Source organism: Oceanobacillus sp. FSL K6-0118, from assembly GCF_038006665.1.
In the GTDB taxonomy this organism is placed as follows: domain Bacteria; phylum Bacillota; class Bacilli; order Bacillales; family Amphibacillaceae; genus Oceanobacillus; species Oceanobacillus caeni.
This window is the reverse complement of record NZ_JBBOVR010000002.1, coordinates 191686-206253: the sequence shown is the minus strand read 5'-3', so window position 1 is coordinate 206253 and position 14568 is coordinate 191686. Positions and strand designations below refer to the sequence as shown.

The window sequence follows — 14568 nt, the reverse complement described above, 5'->3', positions numbered from 1 at the left end:
AATTGGCAAAATAAACAAAATCTATTACAACTATTCTTACTATTTCGTATGTTATAACGATGGATTATTTTCGTCAAGATTTTTATAATAAAGGTATGGAAAACGTCTACTTACGATGAGGTGAGGTTAATGAAAGTTGTCATTGCGCCAGATTCTTTTAAAGGAAGCCTAAACGCTATCGATGTGGCAAGTGCTATCAATCAAGGAGTGAAAAAAGCTTACCCAAATGCGGAGACGACATTAGTTCCTGTTGCGGATGGTGGCGAGGGGACGATGAGTACTTTGGTAGCGGCAACAAATGGTATAACAAAAAAGACAATCGTAATTGGTCCTTTGGGTGAGAAATTGAAAGCAGAGTATGGAGTACTTGGGGATCATAAAACTTGTGTGATTGAGATGGCAACTGCATCAGGGCTAGATTTAGTACCTAAAGAAAAACTATCTCCTTTGCGGGCGACAACGTATGGAACAGGGCAACTCATTAAGGACGCATTAGATAATGGGTATAGATCTTTTATTCTTGCTGTTGGAGGATCTGCGACAAATGATGGTGGAATGGGTATGCTTCAAGCACTTGGATTGAAGGTTTTAGATCGAGATGGGAATGAGATCGGATTTGGTGGAGGTGAGCTGGGAAAGGTTCACTCTATCGATTTACAGACATTGGATAGGCGAATCCCAGATTGCTCCTTTTTAATCGCATCCGATGTACAAAATCCTTTCATAGGACCAAATGGAGCCTCCCATGTCTTTGGGCCACAGAAAGGTGCCAAACCGAATGAAGTGAAGATCCTAGACGATAACCTTAGCCATTGGGCGGATGAAATTGAAAAGGCAACGGGAATTCACCTTCATAACCTGCCCGGTGCAGGTGCTGCTGGGGGGATAGGAGGAGCATTTCTAGCCTTCTTTCCGGCAAAGATGAGGCCAGGTATTGAAGTAGTTTTGGAATATTGCCAGCTAGATAAAGCTTTAGAAAATGCTGATGTAGTGATTACTGGAGAGGGAAAGGTAGACTTTCAAACCGCTTCGGGAAAAACCCCATTAGGAGTTGCAAAGGCAGCCATGAAGAAAAACGTTCCAACCATTATTGTAGCAGGTTCGGTGGGGGAAGGAATCGATGTTCTTTATGATTATGGAATTGTTAGTATCAATAGTATTGCTAAAGAACCAATGACTTTAGAGGAATCCATGAATCATGCTGCGGAGTTACTTGCTTACAGTTCCGAACAAGTTATTCGTTCCTATTTCTATCTAGCAACGAAGGGGAGGTCATTTCTATGCAAATAAAAGCTGCGATTGAAAAAGTTCCGGGTGGATTAATGGTCGTGCCACTTTTATTGGGTGCAACATTAAACACGATTGACCAAATGCATTTATCTGCAGTGATGAATGTTCTAAAATGGCTCGGGGCACCACAGACTGAAGAAGGATATTATGAGTTTTTACGAATTGGTGGGTTTTCCCAAGAACTTTTTAAAGATAGTGCTTTAGTTCTTATCGCACTTTTTCTATTTTGTGTTGGAAGTCAAATGAACCTAAAAATGGGACAAAGGGCTTTGAAAAAGGGTGCAATCGTAACAACAACAAAATATTTATCTGGTTTAGTAATCGGAATGGTATTCGGATATTTCTCTGATCCCATGAATGGAATATTTGGGCTATCAACACTTGCACTCATTGCGGGGATGACAAATAGTAATAGTGGAATGTATGCGGCACTTACCGGCCAATACGGTAATCGTTCGGATGTAGGAGGGTTATCCCTACTTGCGATAAATGATGGACCTTTCTTAACGTTAGTTGGTTTAGGAATTTTAGGGACATCTTTCCCAATGGTAGCATTTCTTTCTGTGTTATTACCAATTGGTATTGGAATGCTGTTAGGTAACCTTGATCCAAAGATTCGTGAATTCCTGGCGCCAGGTGAAAACCTTCTTATCCCATTTTTTGCATTTTCCCTGGGTGCTGGAATGAATCTGGCTAATTTCTTTAATCCCGAAGTACTTGTTGGGGGATTAGTTCTATCAGCACTTACCTTTTTTGTAACTGGTGGAATGGGAATTCTTGCGTTTAGATTATTTGGTGAAAGAAGTTATATAGCGCCTATTGCGGAAGCGTCAACGGCAGGAAATGCTGCAGCAACACCAGCAGCGGTAGCAGCTTCTGCATCAGTTGCAGTCAGTACAGGTGCAATGACCGCTGCAGAGTTTGAGGCAATTCAAGCGATTGTACCAATTGCCACAGCACAGATCTCTATTTCAACCATTACTACAGCACTCCTTTGTCCGCTGGCTGTCATTATTATGGGTAGATATCATAAAAAGAAAGGGTTGGATCCAACTAGAGAGGACCTTGGATTAAAACAAAAGAATAAGGAAACAGCGTAATTATCTTACAATCCAATTTGTAAGCGCTGTAGTATACTAGATATAGAATGACAACAAGGTAGGGATATAAATGAAAAAAGAATTATTATATGGAAGAGAAGGGCTTATACTAGATTTACCTGATCAATCTTTAGAAATTGAACCGAAAAATCTAAAGAAATTAGATGATGAAAAAGAAGCGATACGCAAGGCATTAAGAAATCCGATAGGGACAGCAGCTTTAAAGGAATCGGTACAATCAACAGATACGGTGTCGATAGTTATTAGTGACATTACAAGACCTACTCCAAATCATATATTAGTACCCTTATTAATAGAGGAATTAGATCATGTACCGTTGGAGAACTTCGTCATCATCAATGGAACTGGGACACATCGAGAACAAACACGAGAAGAATTTATCCAAATGCTTGGGGAATGGATCGTTGACAATATTCGAATCGTAAATAATAACTGCCACGATAAGGATACACTTGTCAAAGTTGGAGAAAGTAGATTCGGTTGTGATGTTTATTTAAATAAAAATTATGTGGAATCGGATTTTAAAATTGTAACAGGATTCATTGAACCACACTTCTTTGCTGGTTTTTCCGGTGGGCCTAAAGGAATCATGCCAGGAATCGCGGGATTAGAAACAATCATGACATTCCACAATGCTAGAATGATAGGAGATCCCTTAGCAACTTGGGGAAATATGGAGAATAATCCAGTTCAGGATATGACACGTGAAATTAATGGTATGTGTAAGCCGGACTTTATGTTAAATGTTACGCTTAACCGGGAAAAGGAAATTACAAATGTCTTTGCTGGTGAGCTTTATGAGGCACATAATGTTGGTTGTGAATTCGCAAAAGAACACGCTATGTATCGATGTGAGGAGAGATTTGATGTCGTTATTACGTCAAATTCTGGTTACCCACTTGATCAAAACCTGTATCAAGCGGTAAAAGGGATGAGTGCAGCGCATAAGATTGTGAAAAAAGGCGGCTCGATTATTGTTGCTTCGGAATGTTCGGATGGACTCCCGGATCATGGTAATTTCTCTAAGATTTTCGGAATGGCCAATAGCCCGCATGAATTATTAGACATGATTAACGATCCAAAATTTAAGATGATGGATCAATGGCAAGTTCAGAAGCAAGCAGTTATTCAAACATGGGCTGATGTTTATGTTTATTCCAAATTAACGGATGAACAGGTTAAAGGTGCCATGCTTAAGCCAACACATAATATTGAAAAAACATTGGAACTGTTAAAAGAAACGTATGGAGAAGATATGACAGTTGCCGTCCTTCCGCTTGGTCCATTAACGATTCCTTATGTGGAAGAGTAGACAATATATCAAACGGGTAGTATGAAAAAGGACTGGATGAATCGAATATGGTAGTTTAAGCTTAAGGAAAAGAGGGCGGATAATAGCCCTCTTTTTTGGTTTGTGTAGGGAGATAGAGCTCCTTGTTTCAAAGCGTGGCAGAAAAATTTTGTAACGAATTAACACATTTTGGGATATATAGCTGATTAGACTTTTTTAGAAGCTTGTTGGTAATCAACTGATAATTATCCTACATACGAAAGGAGGTAACTTGTGGATAAAGACAATATATATCAGGATTATGCGGACTTTATTTTTAGATATTTATTAACCCTGACAAATGATGAACATGCTGCCGAGGAATTAACGCAAGAGACGTTTTATCAAGCAATTAAGTCCATTGATAACTTTCATGATAATGGAAAGGCGAAATTTTCCACGTGGTTATGTGCCATCGCAAAAAATGTTTGGCTGCAAGAAGTTAATCGTACAAAGAAAAAGCACCAGCTTGTGAACTCACTGAGCGATGAAAGTACTTTATTTTATAATCTTGAAGAAGAATATTTTAGAAATGAAGACAAAATTAACTTTTTTAAAAAGGCACACCAGCTTAGTGAAACAAAACGTGAAATACTTTATCTCAGGTTATTAGGTGATTTATCTTTTAAGGAAATTGGCTCCATTTTCGGAGAAACAGAAAACTGGGCACGAGTAACATTTTATCGTGCCAAACAACAAATACGAAAGGATGATACGAGTTATGAACCATGACGTTTTTAAAGATTTAGTACCGAGCTATATGGAGAACCTAACGAGTGAAGAGACCAATAGACAAATGCAAAAACATATGGAGCAATGTGACGATTGTCGCGAGTATGTAAAGGGAATGCAGGAAGACTTTCTGATAGAACGTACCAATGAACAAAAAGATCAGAAGAGGAATATCGATTATTTTAAAAAGATACGATCCAAAAATAGGAAAAAGATCTTCACCGTTGCAGGATCACTACTAGCGCTTTTTCTTATGATATCCATTGGTTATTATTTTCTATTTGTCCACATGTGGATAGCGGATGAAAATAATGTACAAACAACCGTTCAACAACAAAATAATATAGCTACGTTAAACTTTAAATCAAAAAAGGACAACCGTTATCTTTTAGCTATGGAACAACAAGAGAATCAGGATTATATCGACTTTATTATTATTTATGAAAACTGGAATATCTTTGCGGATAAAAACTGGAATATCCACTCTGAATTGGCAATTGCCCAACAAGGCGGAACCGACATTACGTATACTTTCTTAGATGAAAACACATTATTACTGCCCAATGGTAAGGAAAAGAAACTAACAGATGAAGACAAAATAACCATTCAATATAAAGACAGTACACAAGAAATACGATTAAAGGATTTGTACCATGCAGGGAGTAATCATTAAATAATGAAGGTTAGGCTATCATGAAAGACTCATTCGGCCACTCATCCCATCGATGAGTGCCCTTTTTCTTTGGTTATTTCCGACTTCGGTCACTCATCCCATCCATGAGTGCCCATTACCTTTGGCTTTTTCCGACTTCGGTCACTCATCCCATCGATGAGTGCCCTTTACCTTTGGTTATTTCCGACTTCGGTCACTCATCCCATCGATGAGTGCCCATTACCTTTGGTTATTTCTGACTTCGGTCACTCATCCCATCGATGAGTGCCCTTTACCTTTGGTTATTTCCGACTTCGGTCACTCATCCCATCGATGAGTGCCCTTTTTCTTTGGTTATTTCCGACTTCGGTCACTCATCCCATCGATGAGTGCCCTTTACCTTTGGTTATTTCCGACTTCGGTCACTCATCCCATCCATGAGTGCCCTTTTTCTTTGGTTATTTCCGACTTCGGTCACTCATCCCATCGATGAGTGCCCATTTCCTTTGGTTTTTCCCGGATCATTCACTTACCCCTCCCAATTGTACATTCTTATATAGTCGAAAGTGTACACGCTTATCTTGGCTTTTATAGACTCAGCAGGAGAAACGAAGGAACGCAATCGTGGGACAGGCTATCACAGCTGAACCAAACGCTCAATCACTTTCCAAAATACTTTGACCCCAACCCACTGTGTATAATATAATATTACTGGTAATCAGAAAGAGGTGTACGTGATGATTGATCGTTTACAGACATTAGAAGATCGTTATAATAAGTTAAATGAACTTCTTAGCGATCCAGAAATCGTGAATGATACAAAGAAGCTTCGTGAATATTCGAAGGAACAGTCGGATTTGTCGGATGTTGTTCAAGCATACCGTGAGTATAAAGATATCGATAAACAATTAAAAGATGCAAAAGAAATGCTAGAAGAAGACTTGGATGATGAGATGTATGAAATGACAAAGGAAGAAATCCAAGAGCTTTCTACTGCAAAAGAAGAGTTAGAAGAAAAAATGAAAATCTTACTTCTACCTAAAGACCCGAATGACGACAAGAACGTATTCATAGAAATTCGTGGTGCTGCAGGTGGGGATGAAGCTGCATTATTTGCCGGTGATCTTTATCGTATGTATTCTCGCTATGCGGAGAATCAAGGTTGGAAGATAGAGGTAATGGAGGCGCACACAACAGGTGTTGGTGGATATAAAGAAATTATCTTTATGGTTAACGGAAATGGTGCATATTCCAAATTGAAATTCGAAAACGGTGCACACCGTGTTCAGCGTGTTCCTGAAACAGAATCTGGTGGTAGAATTCATACGTCAACAGCAACAGTTGCGGTGTTACCGGAGGCTGAAGAGGTAGAGGTGGAAGTGCATGATAAAGATATTCGTGTGGATACCTTTGCATCTAGTGGTCCCGGTGGGCAAAGTGTTAACACCACGATGTCAGCCGTTCGTTTAACACATATTCCAACAGGTATTGTTGTTTCGATTCAGGATGAAAAATCCCAAATCAAGAACAAAGAAAAGGCAATGAAGGTGTTACGTGCGAGAATCTACGATAAGTTCCAGCAAGAAGCCCAAGCTGAATATGATGAAACGAGAAAATCAGCAGTTGGTACGGGAGACCGTTCGGAACGTATTCGTACGTATAATTTTCCACAAAACCGTGTAACCGATCACCGAATCGGATTAACGATTCAAAAATTGGACCAAATTTTAGAAGGAAAATTAGACGAATTTGTGGATGCATTGCAAGTAGAAGAACAGGCGAAAAAGTTAGAGCAAATTGGTGAATAAGATGAGTGAAAAATTATATGAAGTCCAAAATTGGGCTTCTCTTTTTTTAGAAAACCATAATCGAGAACCAAGGGTTGCGGAAATATTAATTCAACATCATTTAAATATATCAAGAAGTCAATATTTCATGATGATGCAGGATGAAATTCCAGAAGAAAAGATAAAACGAATAAAAATGGATGTCCAAAGGCATGCAAAAACTGGAATTCCGGTCCAACATATAATCGGGTATGAGTGGTTTTATGGACGAAAATTTGCAGTGAACGAACATGTGCTGATCCCAAGACCGGAAACCGAAGAGCTTGTCGAGCATGTTATTAATAAAGTGAAAAACGAACCTTTAACGATTGCTGATATTGGAACGGGAAGTGGAATTATTGCAACCACTTTAAAATTAGAATTGCCTCAAACAACCGTTTATGCATCGGATATTTCAGAGCAGGCTTTAGAAGTAGCGAAAAGAAATGCAGAAACATTACACGCGGAGGTAAACTTTTTAAAAGGGGACTTTTTACAGCCATTTTTGAAGGGGGACATCCATATAGATATACTTGTATCAAACCCACCTTATATAGCGAAGTCGGAAGAAAAACTATTAGCGGATACGGTAAAAAACTTTGACCCATCCCTAGCATTATTTGCTGAAGAGGAAGGACTTGCAGCTTATCGAACCATCATTGAACAAGCTAGGCAAATTCCTAATCTGAAAAGGATGGTTTTTGAGATAGGGCATGCACAGAGTACTGCTGTACATCAATTAATTCAAACAAACTTTCCTGAAAGTAAGATACAAACCATACAAGACATCAACGGAAAAGATCGTATCGTATCTGCGTGCCTATAAATGAAAAAAGGGGTGGCAAACCAAGTTAGGTTTGCCACCCTCTACATTATAATAATTTAACTGCCCGTTCTATATTTTCTGCTCTTGTAATCGCGGTAATAATGGACACACCGTCAGCCCCTGCCTCCATGACAGAAGCGGCGTTTTCTGTTGTAATTCCACCAATTCCGACGATTGGAAGACTTGGAAACTCTCTTCTTAATGTGGAAATCCACTTCAACCCAACAGCGGCTTTAGCGTCTGTTTTGGTTGATGTGTGAAAAATAGGCCCCGCGCCTATGTAGTCTACATAAGCAAGCGGACTGTTTTCAAGTTCATTTGCATTAGAGACGGAAAGGCCAATCCATTTATTAGGAAAAACCCTTCTTAAATCCTGGGCAGATTGATCATCTTGTCCAACATGAATCCCATCCGCATCCAACAAGTCTACAAGCTCTACATCGTCATTGACGATAAACGGAATCCCCGCTTTATGGCAAACAGCTTGTAACTGTTTACCTAACTCAATTTTAGCTTCGCCTTTTAGAGATCCTTCTCCTTTTTCACGAAATTGAAAGGCGGTAATCCCAGCTTCAACTGCTGCTTCTAGTATTTCAACTGGATTTCTCGTGCAATTCTGACTGCCCATGATAAAATATTTCCGTAAACTTTTCTTGATGGAATCTGGCATTTTATTTATGCTCTCCTTTCTAGGTCTTCCGGTTCTAATGAAAGAGCATCGATAAAATTTGGTAAGAAGGTTCCAGGACCATGAACATCCGGACGAGAAGCAGCGTATTCCGCTGCTAATCCATAAAATTGTACGGCTGTTAATGCTTGTTCTAGAGTCGGATGATTTGTTGTTAGACAAGCTGTGATGATGGAACCGAGTAAACAACCAGCACCTGTTACTTTCGTTAAAAATGCATGCCCTGTTTCATTTTGAATGATTTGATTCCCATTACAGATGGTATCAATCTTTCCTGTAACAATAGCGGCTGTGCGATACATCTCAGCAACCTTTTGCGCAATCTCCTCCGTATTTCCATCACCGATTGATTCAACCCCTTTTGATTGCCAAGGAATGTGAGCAAGATTGGCAAGTTCTCCCGCATTTCCTTTAATCACCGTTGGCTGTACTTCGGCTAAGATTTGCTTCACAATGTCTGTTCGAAAAGCTGTTGCGGCAACACCAACCGGATCAAGCACGACTGGGATTCCTTTTTCATTCGCGGCTTTACCAGCGAGGATCATTGCTTTTACTTCCGTTTCTGTAATCGTTCCAATATTGATGAGAACCCCATCTGAAGCTTGAGCCATGTCATATGCTTCTATTTCAGATTTTGCCATGATAGGTGCTCCGCCAAATGCTAATAGGCCATTCGCAGTAAAATTCATGACAACCTGATTTGTTAAATGATGAATAAGCGGCGTGTTTTCTCGAACATCTTGAATGATAGCAGGATTCATTGTTTCACTTTCTCCTTTCTAATTGCCCAGTGATTCGTTGGCCCATGACCGGAACCTAAGGTAAAGGAGTCGGCAATTGCTGCTGTGACAAAATGCTTTCCAGCCTTTACCGCTTCATATAAATTTAAACCCTGACTTAAATAGGCAGTAATCGCAGCTGAATACGTACACCCCGTTCCGTGCGTATTCTTTGTGTCAATTCTCTCCGATGAAAATGTGTGAAGGCTTGAACCATCGTAGAGAAAATCTGTTGCTTCTCCCTCCATATGCCCACCTTTGATTAAAGCGGCCCCGGCACCAAACCTCTCCACTAATACTACGGCAGCCTGCTTCATATCATCCATTGATCCAATCTTTTCCCCAGTCAAAAATTCCGCTTCTGGAATATTCGGTGTTACAAGCGATGTGAAAGGTAAAAGGCGCTCACGTAAAAAGTCACGAGCCTCCGCTTCAATTAAGGCATCTCCACTTGTTGCAACCATAACGGGATCCATTACATATGGGGCACGGATTTGTGGGATCTTTTCCGCAATTACTTTCATCATATCTATGTTTGCAATCATTCCTGTCTTAAATGCAAGGATTGGTATATCCGAAATAACAGCATCTAGTTGTTGTTTAATCATTTCTAATGGTACGTGGTGAATTGCTTGGACTCCTGTTGTATTTTGGGCTACGACAGATGTGATGACAGACATACCGTAGCTTTGCACTTCTTGGAATGTTTTTAAATCTGCCTGGATTCCAGCTCCACCACTAGGGTCTGTTCCAGCGATTGTGAGCGCTGTTGCAACTTTTTCCATTACTGTGTCACCGCCTTCTTACTAGGCCATTCCTCACATGTATAAGCCATTTCCCAAAATGCTAATTCAAGTTGACAGCTTTTACGAAAGGCATCCTTCATCCGTAACTTCTCTTCCATGGAAGCATTAGCAGCAAAAGCGTCTAATCGTTTCCGCATTTGCTCTGTCTCGTGACCGGATTCTGCGTAAAAGTGAATCCATTTATAGAAAGGATGGTCCTTTGTCGGCTGATATTTTTTTATTAATTCCTGTCCAATTTCCAAATATGTCCAAGGACAAGGCAATAATGCACTTAAGGTTTCACCTAAACTCCCCATATTAGCATGGTAGAGCATATGCTTAATATAATGATCGCCTGATGGTGGGAGTGGGTGACCTTGGAGATCTTCAAAACGAACTCCTATATAATCTGAGAAGTTTAGATGTGGCTGGACTTCATCATAGAGAGTAAACTGAATTTGCTCATGAAAATATGCCATATCCTCACGGTTTGTAGATTTAGAGAGTGCAATACTATACACCTGTACAAATGCATTTAAAAATTCAAAATCAGCTTTAATATAATGTTCAACCGCTTGTTTAGGAAGTTCCCCTTTTCCTATCCCTTGAACAAAAGGGTGATTAAAAATAAGTTGATAAATATCGTCGTTTTCTTTTCTTAATTCGTCTGTGAAAGTCATTGAAAAAGCCTCCTTGTTTTTGTTATGCAGAAAAAAATTTTAGCTCGTGTCCGTTTGTGGATCGTGTGCATTAATTCGTTAATCGTGCGAGTGAATTCGTTAGTCGCTCACTTAAATTCAGTAATCGTGTCAGTTAATCCGTTAATTGAGCACGTTAATTCGTTAATCATGAGCGTGAATCCATTAAATGAGCTCAATTATCCGTTAGTTTGTGTACCAAATATCAGCATTCGTACCTTAGTAGTTCATAGTCAAATCCGTATGATATTTTTAATCTTCATTCGTGATACGATAAACATACCGATGATCGCTCCGGTTGTACTGCTTACAATAAATGGCGGTACAAACGCTAGAGCACCAACCGAATTTCCCATAAAGATATAGGCAAATGGCACAGCGAAGAGTGCGCCGATAAATCCGCTACCAATACTTTCTCCAAGAGCGGCTAATGCATGTTTTCCTGACATTCTGTAAAAGTAAGCTGCCAAAAATGCACCAATCATGCTTCCGGGAAAAGCTAATAATGTTCCAAGGCCAAGTAGATTACGAAGCAGACTAATCATAAAAGCAATAATCACTGCTGGTCCCGGTCCAAGTGTCACAGCTGCGACAATATTAATGGCGTGCTGGACAGGATATGCTCTCGCAATGCCTGCCGGAAACCAGACAAGTTGAGATGTAAGTGTCCCCATTGCAATAAGCACAGCCATCGTAGTTAATAAACGTGTTCGATTCATCCCATTCCTCCCTAGATTACTAGAGGTAGTAAAAGCGTATATCCATTTTTACCCACCAAAAAAGCCAGATTCTTATTGAACCTGGCTTGATAAGCTGAAATAGGTGGACAAATGAAAATGGAAACGTCCGACTACTTCCCTCCGCTGGTATTATCCAGATCAGGTCCATAAGAGTCGGGAAGTGCTTGCTTCCCTCTCAGCCCACACCTTTTGGGCTCCCCTAGTAGTAAATTTTATATAAAATGAAGCACTTACAAACTAACCTTAACAAAGAAAGTTATTGTTGTCACTAGATTTAATCTAGAAGATTACCAATTTCCCCTGTTTGGAATGTATACCAGTAGAATTTATTGACAAAACTTTTAGTATAGCAAACTATTAATCGGAGGACTTTATATGAAAAAAAACATTTTAATAGGCATTGGTTTTCTTGTTTGTCTATTTATTTTTATACCAACAGTTCACGCGGATAGTGGACAGTTATACAAAGTTAATTCAGAAATAGTAGAGTTACGGAATGCACCAGACCAAAATGGAACTGTTCTAGCTGAACTAAAAAACGGTACAGAAGTTACTATTTTTCAGGAATCATATGGTTGGGGGAGTACATTTTATAATGGAGAACAAGCATGGGTCGCATTACATCAACTTGAAGCGGTGAATGAGACACAGGTAGAAGAGAAAGATGTTGAACAGCCGGAAGCAAAAGAATCGCAAAACCAAACGGCTGCACCTTTGGAAAAAGATACGGCGTCCAGTGATTCTGTAGAGAGTGGAAAATTGTACGAAGTGAAAGTACCTGCCTTAAGATTACGCACCTCCCCTGATAAAAATTCAACGATTATTATTGAATTAAACATGGGAACAGAAGTTACTATTTTTCAAGAATCATCTGGTTGGGGAAGAACATTTTATAATGGAAAAGAAGCATGGATGGCATTAGAATTCCTAGATGAAAAAAACAAATCTACAGAGTTCACGATGTCAGAGGTAAGTGAAGAAGCTGATCTGCAACAAACAACAGAAGTTACCGAAAGAGAAGAGTTAGAAGGAGAACTAGTCCCACCATATGAGGATGAAGAATTGGATGAAGAACGTGATGAAAAAGAAGAATCTGTTGTTGAAACGAGGGAACAGGAGGAAAACCAAGAAGCTCAAAGGAAGCAAAGTGACGGCAAGACTTTGTCTGGTTATCATTTTGTTATTGACCCAGGTCACGGTGGGAAAGATACCGGTGCGGTTCGAACAGAGGTATATGAAAAAACATTAACACTTTATACGGCGAAAAAAGTTGAAGAACAATTACATAATAAAGGAGCTTCCGTTACATTAACCAGGTCGGATGATACATTTATTCCATTGGAGGAACGGGTACAAATTAGTAACTCCACTAATACGGATGTATTTGTTAGTCTTCACTATAATGCATTTGAAGACCAATCTGTACGTGGAATCCATACCTTTTATTATGGTGGGGGTGAGAATCAGAAGCTTGCCGATACCGTTCATAAAGCACTGATCAATGATGTAAAGCTCCATGATCGTGGAACGAAACACGCTGATTTTAAAGTGTTAAAAGATAACAACCAATTGGCTATATTGCTTGAACTTGGTTTTATCAGTAACTCTGAAGAACGGAAGCTTGTCCAAACAGGTAAGTACCAAGAAAAAGCTGCCAAGGGGATTGTCGCTGGATTGGAAGACTATTTTAATTAGGTTTTGTAATTGGCAACAGATTATAAAAAAATTCTAATTAAATTAGTAGATTACTAGTTTAAAATACTTCCCTCCTGTCCATAATAGAATTAAGAGAACAGGGGAGGAAAATAAAGATGAAAAAATTATTATTTACCGCATTTATATTTATTATATTATTTTTTACTTTTCCAAACACAGGTACTAGTCAAGGGAAAGGAATAGATCAGGAGTATCAAGTGATTCCAGATGAAGCGATTCGTCTTCGTATTTTAGCAAATAGTGATGACGATAAGGATCAAGAATTAAAACGTAAAGTTAGGGATGAAGTAAACAAAGAAGTATCTAGCTGGGTTGAATATATGACAGATATTGAAGAAGCACGTCAATTAATTCAAAATAGATTGCCGGAAGTGGAAGAAATTGTAGCCAACGTAATAGAAGAAGAAGGATTTGAAAATGAATTCACGGTTGAATATGGCAAAAATGTAGAATTCCCAACAAAACTCTATGATTCTTACTTATATCCTGCGGGAAAATATGAAGCAATTTTAATTACCATTGGAGAAGGGAAAGGGGATAACTGGTGGTGCGTATTATTTCCACCGCTATGCTTCCTAGACTTCTCATTTGGAACGAGTGTGTCTGCAGCGGATGCAGAAGAGGCAGAAGAATTGGAATTAGAAGAAGAGCAGGAAGAAGAAGAAAAGGAAGTAAAATTTTTCTTATTTGAATGGTTAGGATGGTCATAGTTCCTCTATTTCGTGCATAGGATGATAGAAACAGAAAGAATCAATCTATTACATTTAATAGAAGGGGTGACGAACATGCATATTATACCGGCAAATGAAGTTTCAGATGTGATGTTAGAGCACTTTTTTAAGCGGAATGAAAATCTAGATAGGAATAGTTTAGTGGAAAAGGGATTCGTGGTAAAAATTAATTCCAAAATTGAAGGTTGTTTTATTTTAGATGAAATGGATGAAAAAGATGCTTATTGGTTAAAACAATTATATATTACAAGAACCGAAGCAAATAAATTACCAGTATTACTGGAATCTATTTTAACAATCGCAAAGTCTTTGAAAGCAAAAAGTGTTTATGTACACAGTCATCAACCAGTTGTGGATATATTATTGGAAGCGCTGCAATTCCATCCACAAAAAGATGCGAGTTTTGTGGACAAATATCCACTTAAAAAAGGAAGTTGGTGGACATATAACGTTTCTTAATAATGAAGATGGGGTTGTCCACTGATGGAAGTCAACTTTATAGGAAGAACGGACCGAATTGTATGGAAAATTTTAAAAACATATGCACACAATCCACAAGCTCTTGTGCATAACTTGTTAGAAAACTGTTGGCAATTCGACATATATGTGTATAAAACGACAAATGTAAGTGAAAAGAGTTTAAATGATGGGAAA

Annotated in this window: 15 protein-coding genes and 1 riboswitch; of the genes, 10 read left to right on the top strand and 5 right to left on the bottom strand. The window is 39.0% G+C overall.

Annotated elements, in window-relative coordinates; translation table 11 throughout:
* Positions 1 to 129: 129 nt before the first annotated feature.
* The 7 genes from MHI02_RS17585 (at position 130) to prmC (ending at position 7777) form a co-directional block, all read left to right on the top strand.
* Positions 130 to 1290, top strand: a complete 1161-nt coding sequence (locus MHI02_RS17585) for a glycerate kinase (protein ID WP_341166177.1) — start codon at positions 130 to 132, stop codon at positions 1288 to 1290.
* Positions 1281 to 2390: a 2-keto-3-deoxygluconate permease gene (locus MHI02_RS17580; RefSeq protein ID WP_204797985.1), complete on the top strand. Its 1110-nt coding sequence runs from the start codon at positions 1281 to 1283 to the stop codon at positions 2388 to 2390. The genes MHI02_RS17585 and MHI02_RS17580 overlap by 10 nt, the downstream gene beginning before the upstream one ends.
* A 70-nt stretch (positions 2391 to 2460) precedes the next feature.
* The gene (larA, locus tag MHI02_RS17575; RefSeq protein ID WP_341166176.1) at positions 2461 to 3723 is read left to right on the top strand and encodes a nickel-dependent lactate racemase; all 1263 of its coding nucleotides are present in this window, start codon (positions 2461 to 2463) and stop codon (positions 3721 to 3723) included.
* Between the two features lie 252 nt (positions 3724 to 3975).
* Positions 3976 to 4473 (top strand): RNA polymerase sigma factor, encoded by a 498-nt coding sequence (locus MHI02_RS17570; RefSeq protein WP_060668184.1) that lies wholly within the window; start codon positions 3976 to 3978, stop codon positions 4471 to 4473.
* Positions 4463 to 5146, top strand: coding sequence for a zf-HC2 domain-containing protein (locus MHI02_RS17565; RefSeq protein WP_060668183.1), 684 nt, complete (start codon positions 4463 to 4465; stop codon positions 5144 to 5146). The genes MHI02_RS17570 and MHI02_RS17565 overlap by 11 nt, the downstream gene beginning before the upstream one ends.
* 716 nt (positions 5147 to 5862) lie before the next feature.
* A complete protein-coding gene (gene prfA, locus MHI02_RS17560; RefSeq protein WP_047186696.1) occupies positions 5863 to 6933 on the top strand; it encodes a peptide chain release factor 1 in 1071 nt (356 codons plus the stop codon).
* A gap of 1 nt (position 6934) precedes the next feature.
* Positions 6935 to 7777, top strand: coding sequence for a peptide chain release factor N(5)-glutamine methyltransferase (gene prmC / locus MHI02_RS17555; RefSeq protein ID WP_257457497.1), 843 nt, complete (start codon positions 6935 to 6937; stop codon positions 7775 to 7777).
* Between the two features lie 46 nt (positions 7778 to 7823).
* Here prmC and thiE read toward each other — a convergent pair whose 3' ends face one another.
* From thiE to thiW, 5 genes are all read right to left on the bottom strand, one after another.
* Positions 7824 to 8447: a thiamine phosphate synthase gene (gene thiE, locus MHI02_RS17550; protein ID WP_047186698.1), complete on the bottom strand. Its 624-nt coding sequence runs from the start codon at positions 8445 to 8447 to the stop codon at positions 7824 to 7826.
* 5 nt (positions 8448 to 8452) lie between these two features.
* Entirely contained in the window at positions 8453 to 9226 is a 774-nt protein-coding gene (gene thiM, locus MHI02_RS17545; RefSeq protein WP_341166175.1) for a hydroxyethylthiazole kinase, read from the bottom strand.
* The gene (gene thiD, locus MHI02_RS17540) at positions 9223 to 10029 is read right to left on the bottom strand and encodes a bifunctional hydroxymethylpyrimidine kinase/phosphomethylpyrimidine kinase (RefSeq protein WP_047186700.1); all 807 of its coding nucleotides are present in this window, start codon (positions 10027 to 10029) and stop codon (positions 9223 to 9225) included. The genes thiM and thiD overlap by 4 nt, the downstream gene beginning before the upstream one ends.
* Positions 10029 to 10709, bottom strand: a complete 681-nt coding sequence (gene tenA / locus MHI02_RS17535) for a thiaminase II (RefSeq protein WP_047186701.1) — start codon at positions 10707 to 10709, stop codon at positions 10029 to 10031. The genes thiD and tenA overlap by 1 nt, the downstream gene beginning before the upstream one ends.
* 251 nt (positions 10710 to 10960) lie before the next feature.
* Entirely contained in the window at positions 10961 to 11446 is a 486-nt protein-coding gene (gene thiW, locus MHI02_RS17530; RefSeq protein ID WP_047186702.1) for an energy coupling factor transporter S component ThiW, read from the bottom strand.
* 119 nt (positions 11447 to 11565) lie between these two features.
* Positions 11566 to 11678, bottom strand: a riboswitch (TPP riboswitch).
* A 164-nt stretch (positions 11679 to 11842) separates the two neighbouring features.
* On the opposite strand from thiW, the gene MHI02_RS17525 reads away from it, so the two are divergent.
* The 3 genes from MHI02_RS17525 to MHI02_RS17515 all read left to right on the top strand — a co-directional run bounded on the left by MHI02_RS17525 (position 11843) and on the right by MHI02_RS17515 (position 14373).
* Complete coding sequence (locus tag MHI02_RS17525; RefSeq protein WP_052771794.1) at positions 11843 to 13162, top strand: N-acetylmuramoyl-L-alanine amidase; 1320 nt, start codon at positions 11843 to 11845, stop codon at positions 13160 to 13162.
* A gap of 116 nt (positions 13163 to 13278) precedes the next feature.
* Positions 13279 to 13893: a stage II sporulation protein R gene (gene spoIIR / locus MHI02_RS17520; protein ID WP_047186703.1), complete on the top strand. Its 615-nt coding sequence runs from the start codon at positions 13279 to 13281 to the stop codon at positions 13891 to 13893.
* A 75-nt stretch (positions 13894 to 13968) separates the two neighbouring features.
* Positions 13969 to 14373 carry a hypothetical protein gene (locus tag MHI02_RS17515; RefSeq protein WP_341166174.1) on the top strand — a complete coding sequence of 135 codons (405 nt, stop codon included), beginning with the start codon at positions 13969 to 13971 and terminating at the stop codon, positions 14371 to 14373.
* Positions 14374 to 14568 lie beyond the last annotated feature (195 nt).

Coding starts and splice junctions, on each gene's coding strand:
- MHI02_RS17585 (WP_341166177.1), top strand. CDS start 130: ATGAAAGTTGTCATTGCGCCAGATTCTTTTAAAGGAAGCCTAAACGCT.
- MHI02_RS17580 (WP_204797985.1), top strand. CDS start 1,281: ATGCAAATAAAAGCTGCGATTGAAAAAGTTCCGGGTGGATTAATGGTC.
- larA (WP_341166176.1), top strand. CDS start 2,461: ATGAAAAAAGAATTATTATATGGAAGAGAAGGGCTTATACTAGATTTA.
- MHI02_RS17565 (WP_060668183.1), top strand. CDS start 4,463: ATGAACCATGACGTTTTTAAAGATTTAGTACCGAGCTATATGGAGAAC.
- prfA (WP_047186696.1), top strand. CDS start 5,863: ATGATTGATCGTTTACAGACATTAGAAGATCGTTATAATAAGTTAAAT.
- prmC (WP_257457497.1), top strand. CDS start 6,935: ATGAGTGAAAAATTATATGAAGTCCAAAATTGGGCTTCTCTTTTTTTA.
- thiE (WP_047186698.1), bottom strand. CDS start 8,447: ATGCCAGATTCCATCAAGAAAAGTTTACGGAAATATTTTATCATGGGC.
- thiM (WP_341166175.1), bottom strand. CDS start 9,226: ATGAATCCTGCTATCATTCAAGATGTTCGAGAAAACACGCCGCTTATT.
- thiD (WP_047186700.1), bottom strand. CDS start 10,029: ATGGAAAAAGTTGCAACAGCGCTCACAATCGCTGGAACAGACCCTAGT.
- tenA (WP_047186701.1), bottom strand. CDS start 10,709: ATGACTTTCACAGACGAATTAAGAAAAGAAAACGACGATATTTATCAA.
- thiW (WP_047186702.1), bottom strand. CDS start 11,446: ATGAATCGAACACGTTTATTAACTACGATGGCTGTGCTTATTGCAATG.
- MHI02_RS17525 (WP_052771794.1), top strand. CDS start 11,843: ATGAAAAAAAACATTTTAATAGGCATTGGTTTTCTTGTTTGTCTATTT.
- spoIIR (WP_047186703.1), top strand. CDS start 13,279: ATGAAAAAATTATTATTTACCGCATTTATATTTATTATATTATTTTTT.
- MHI02_RS17515 (WP_341166174.1), top strand. CDS start 13,969: ATGCATATTATACCGGCAAATGAAGTTTCAGATGTGATGTTAGAGCAC.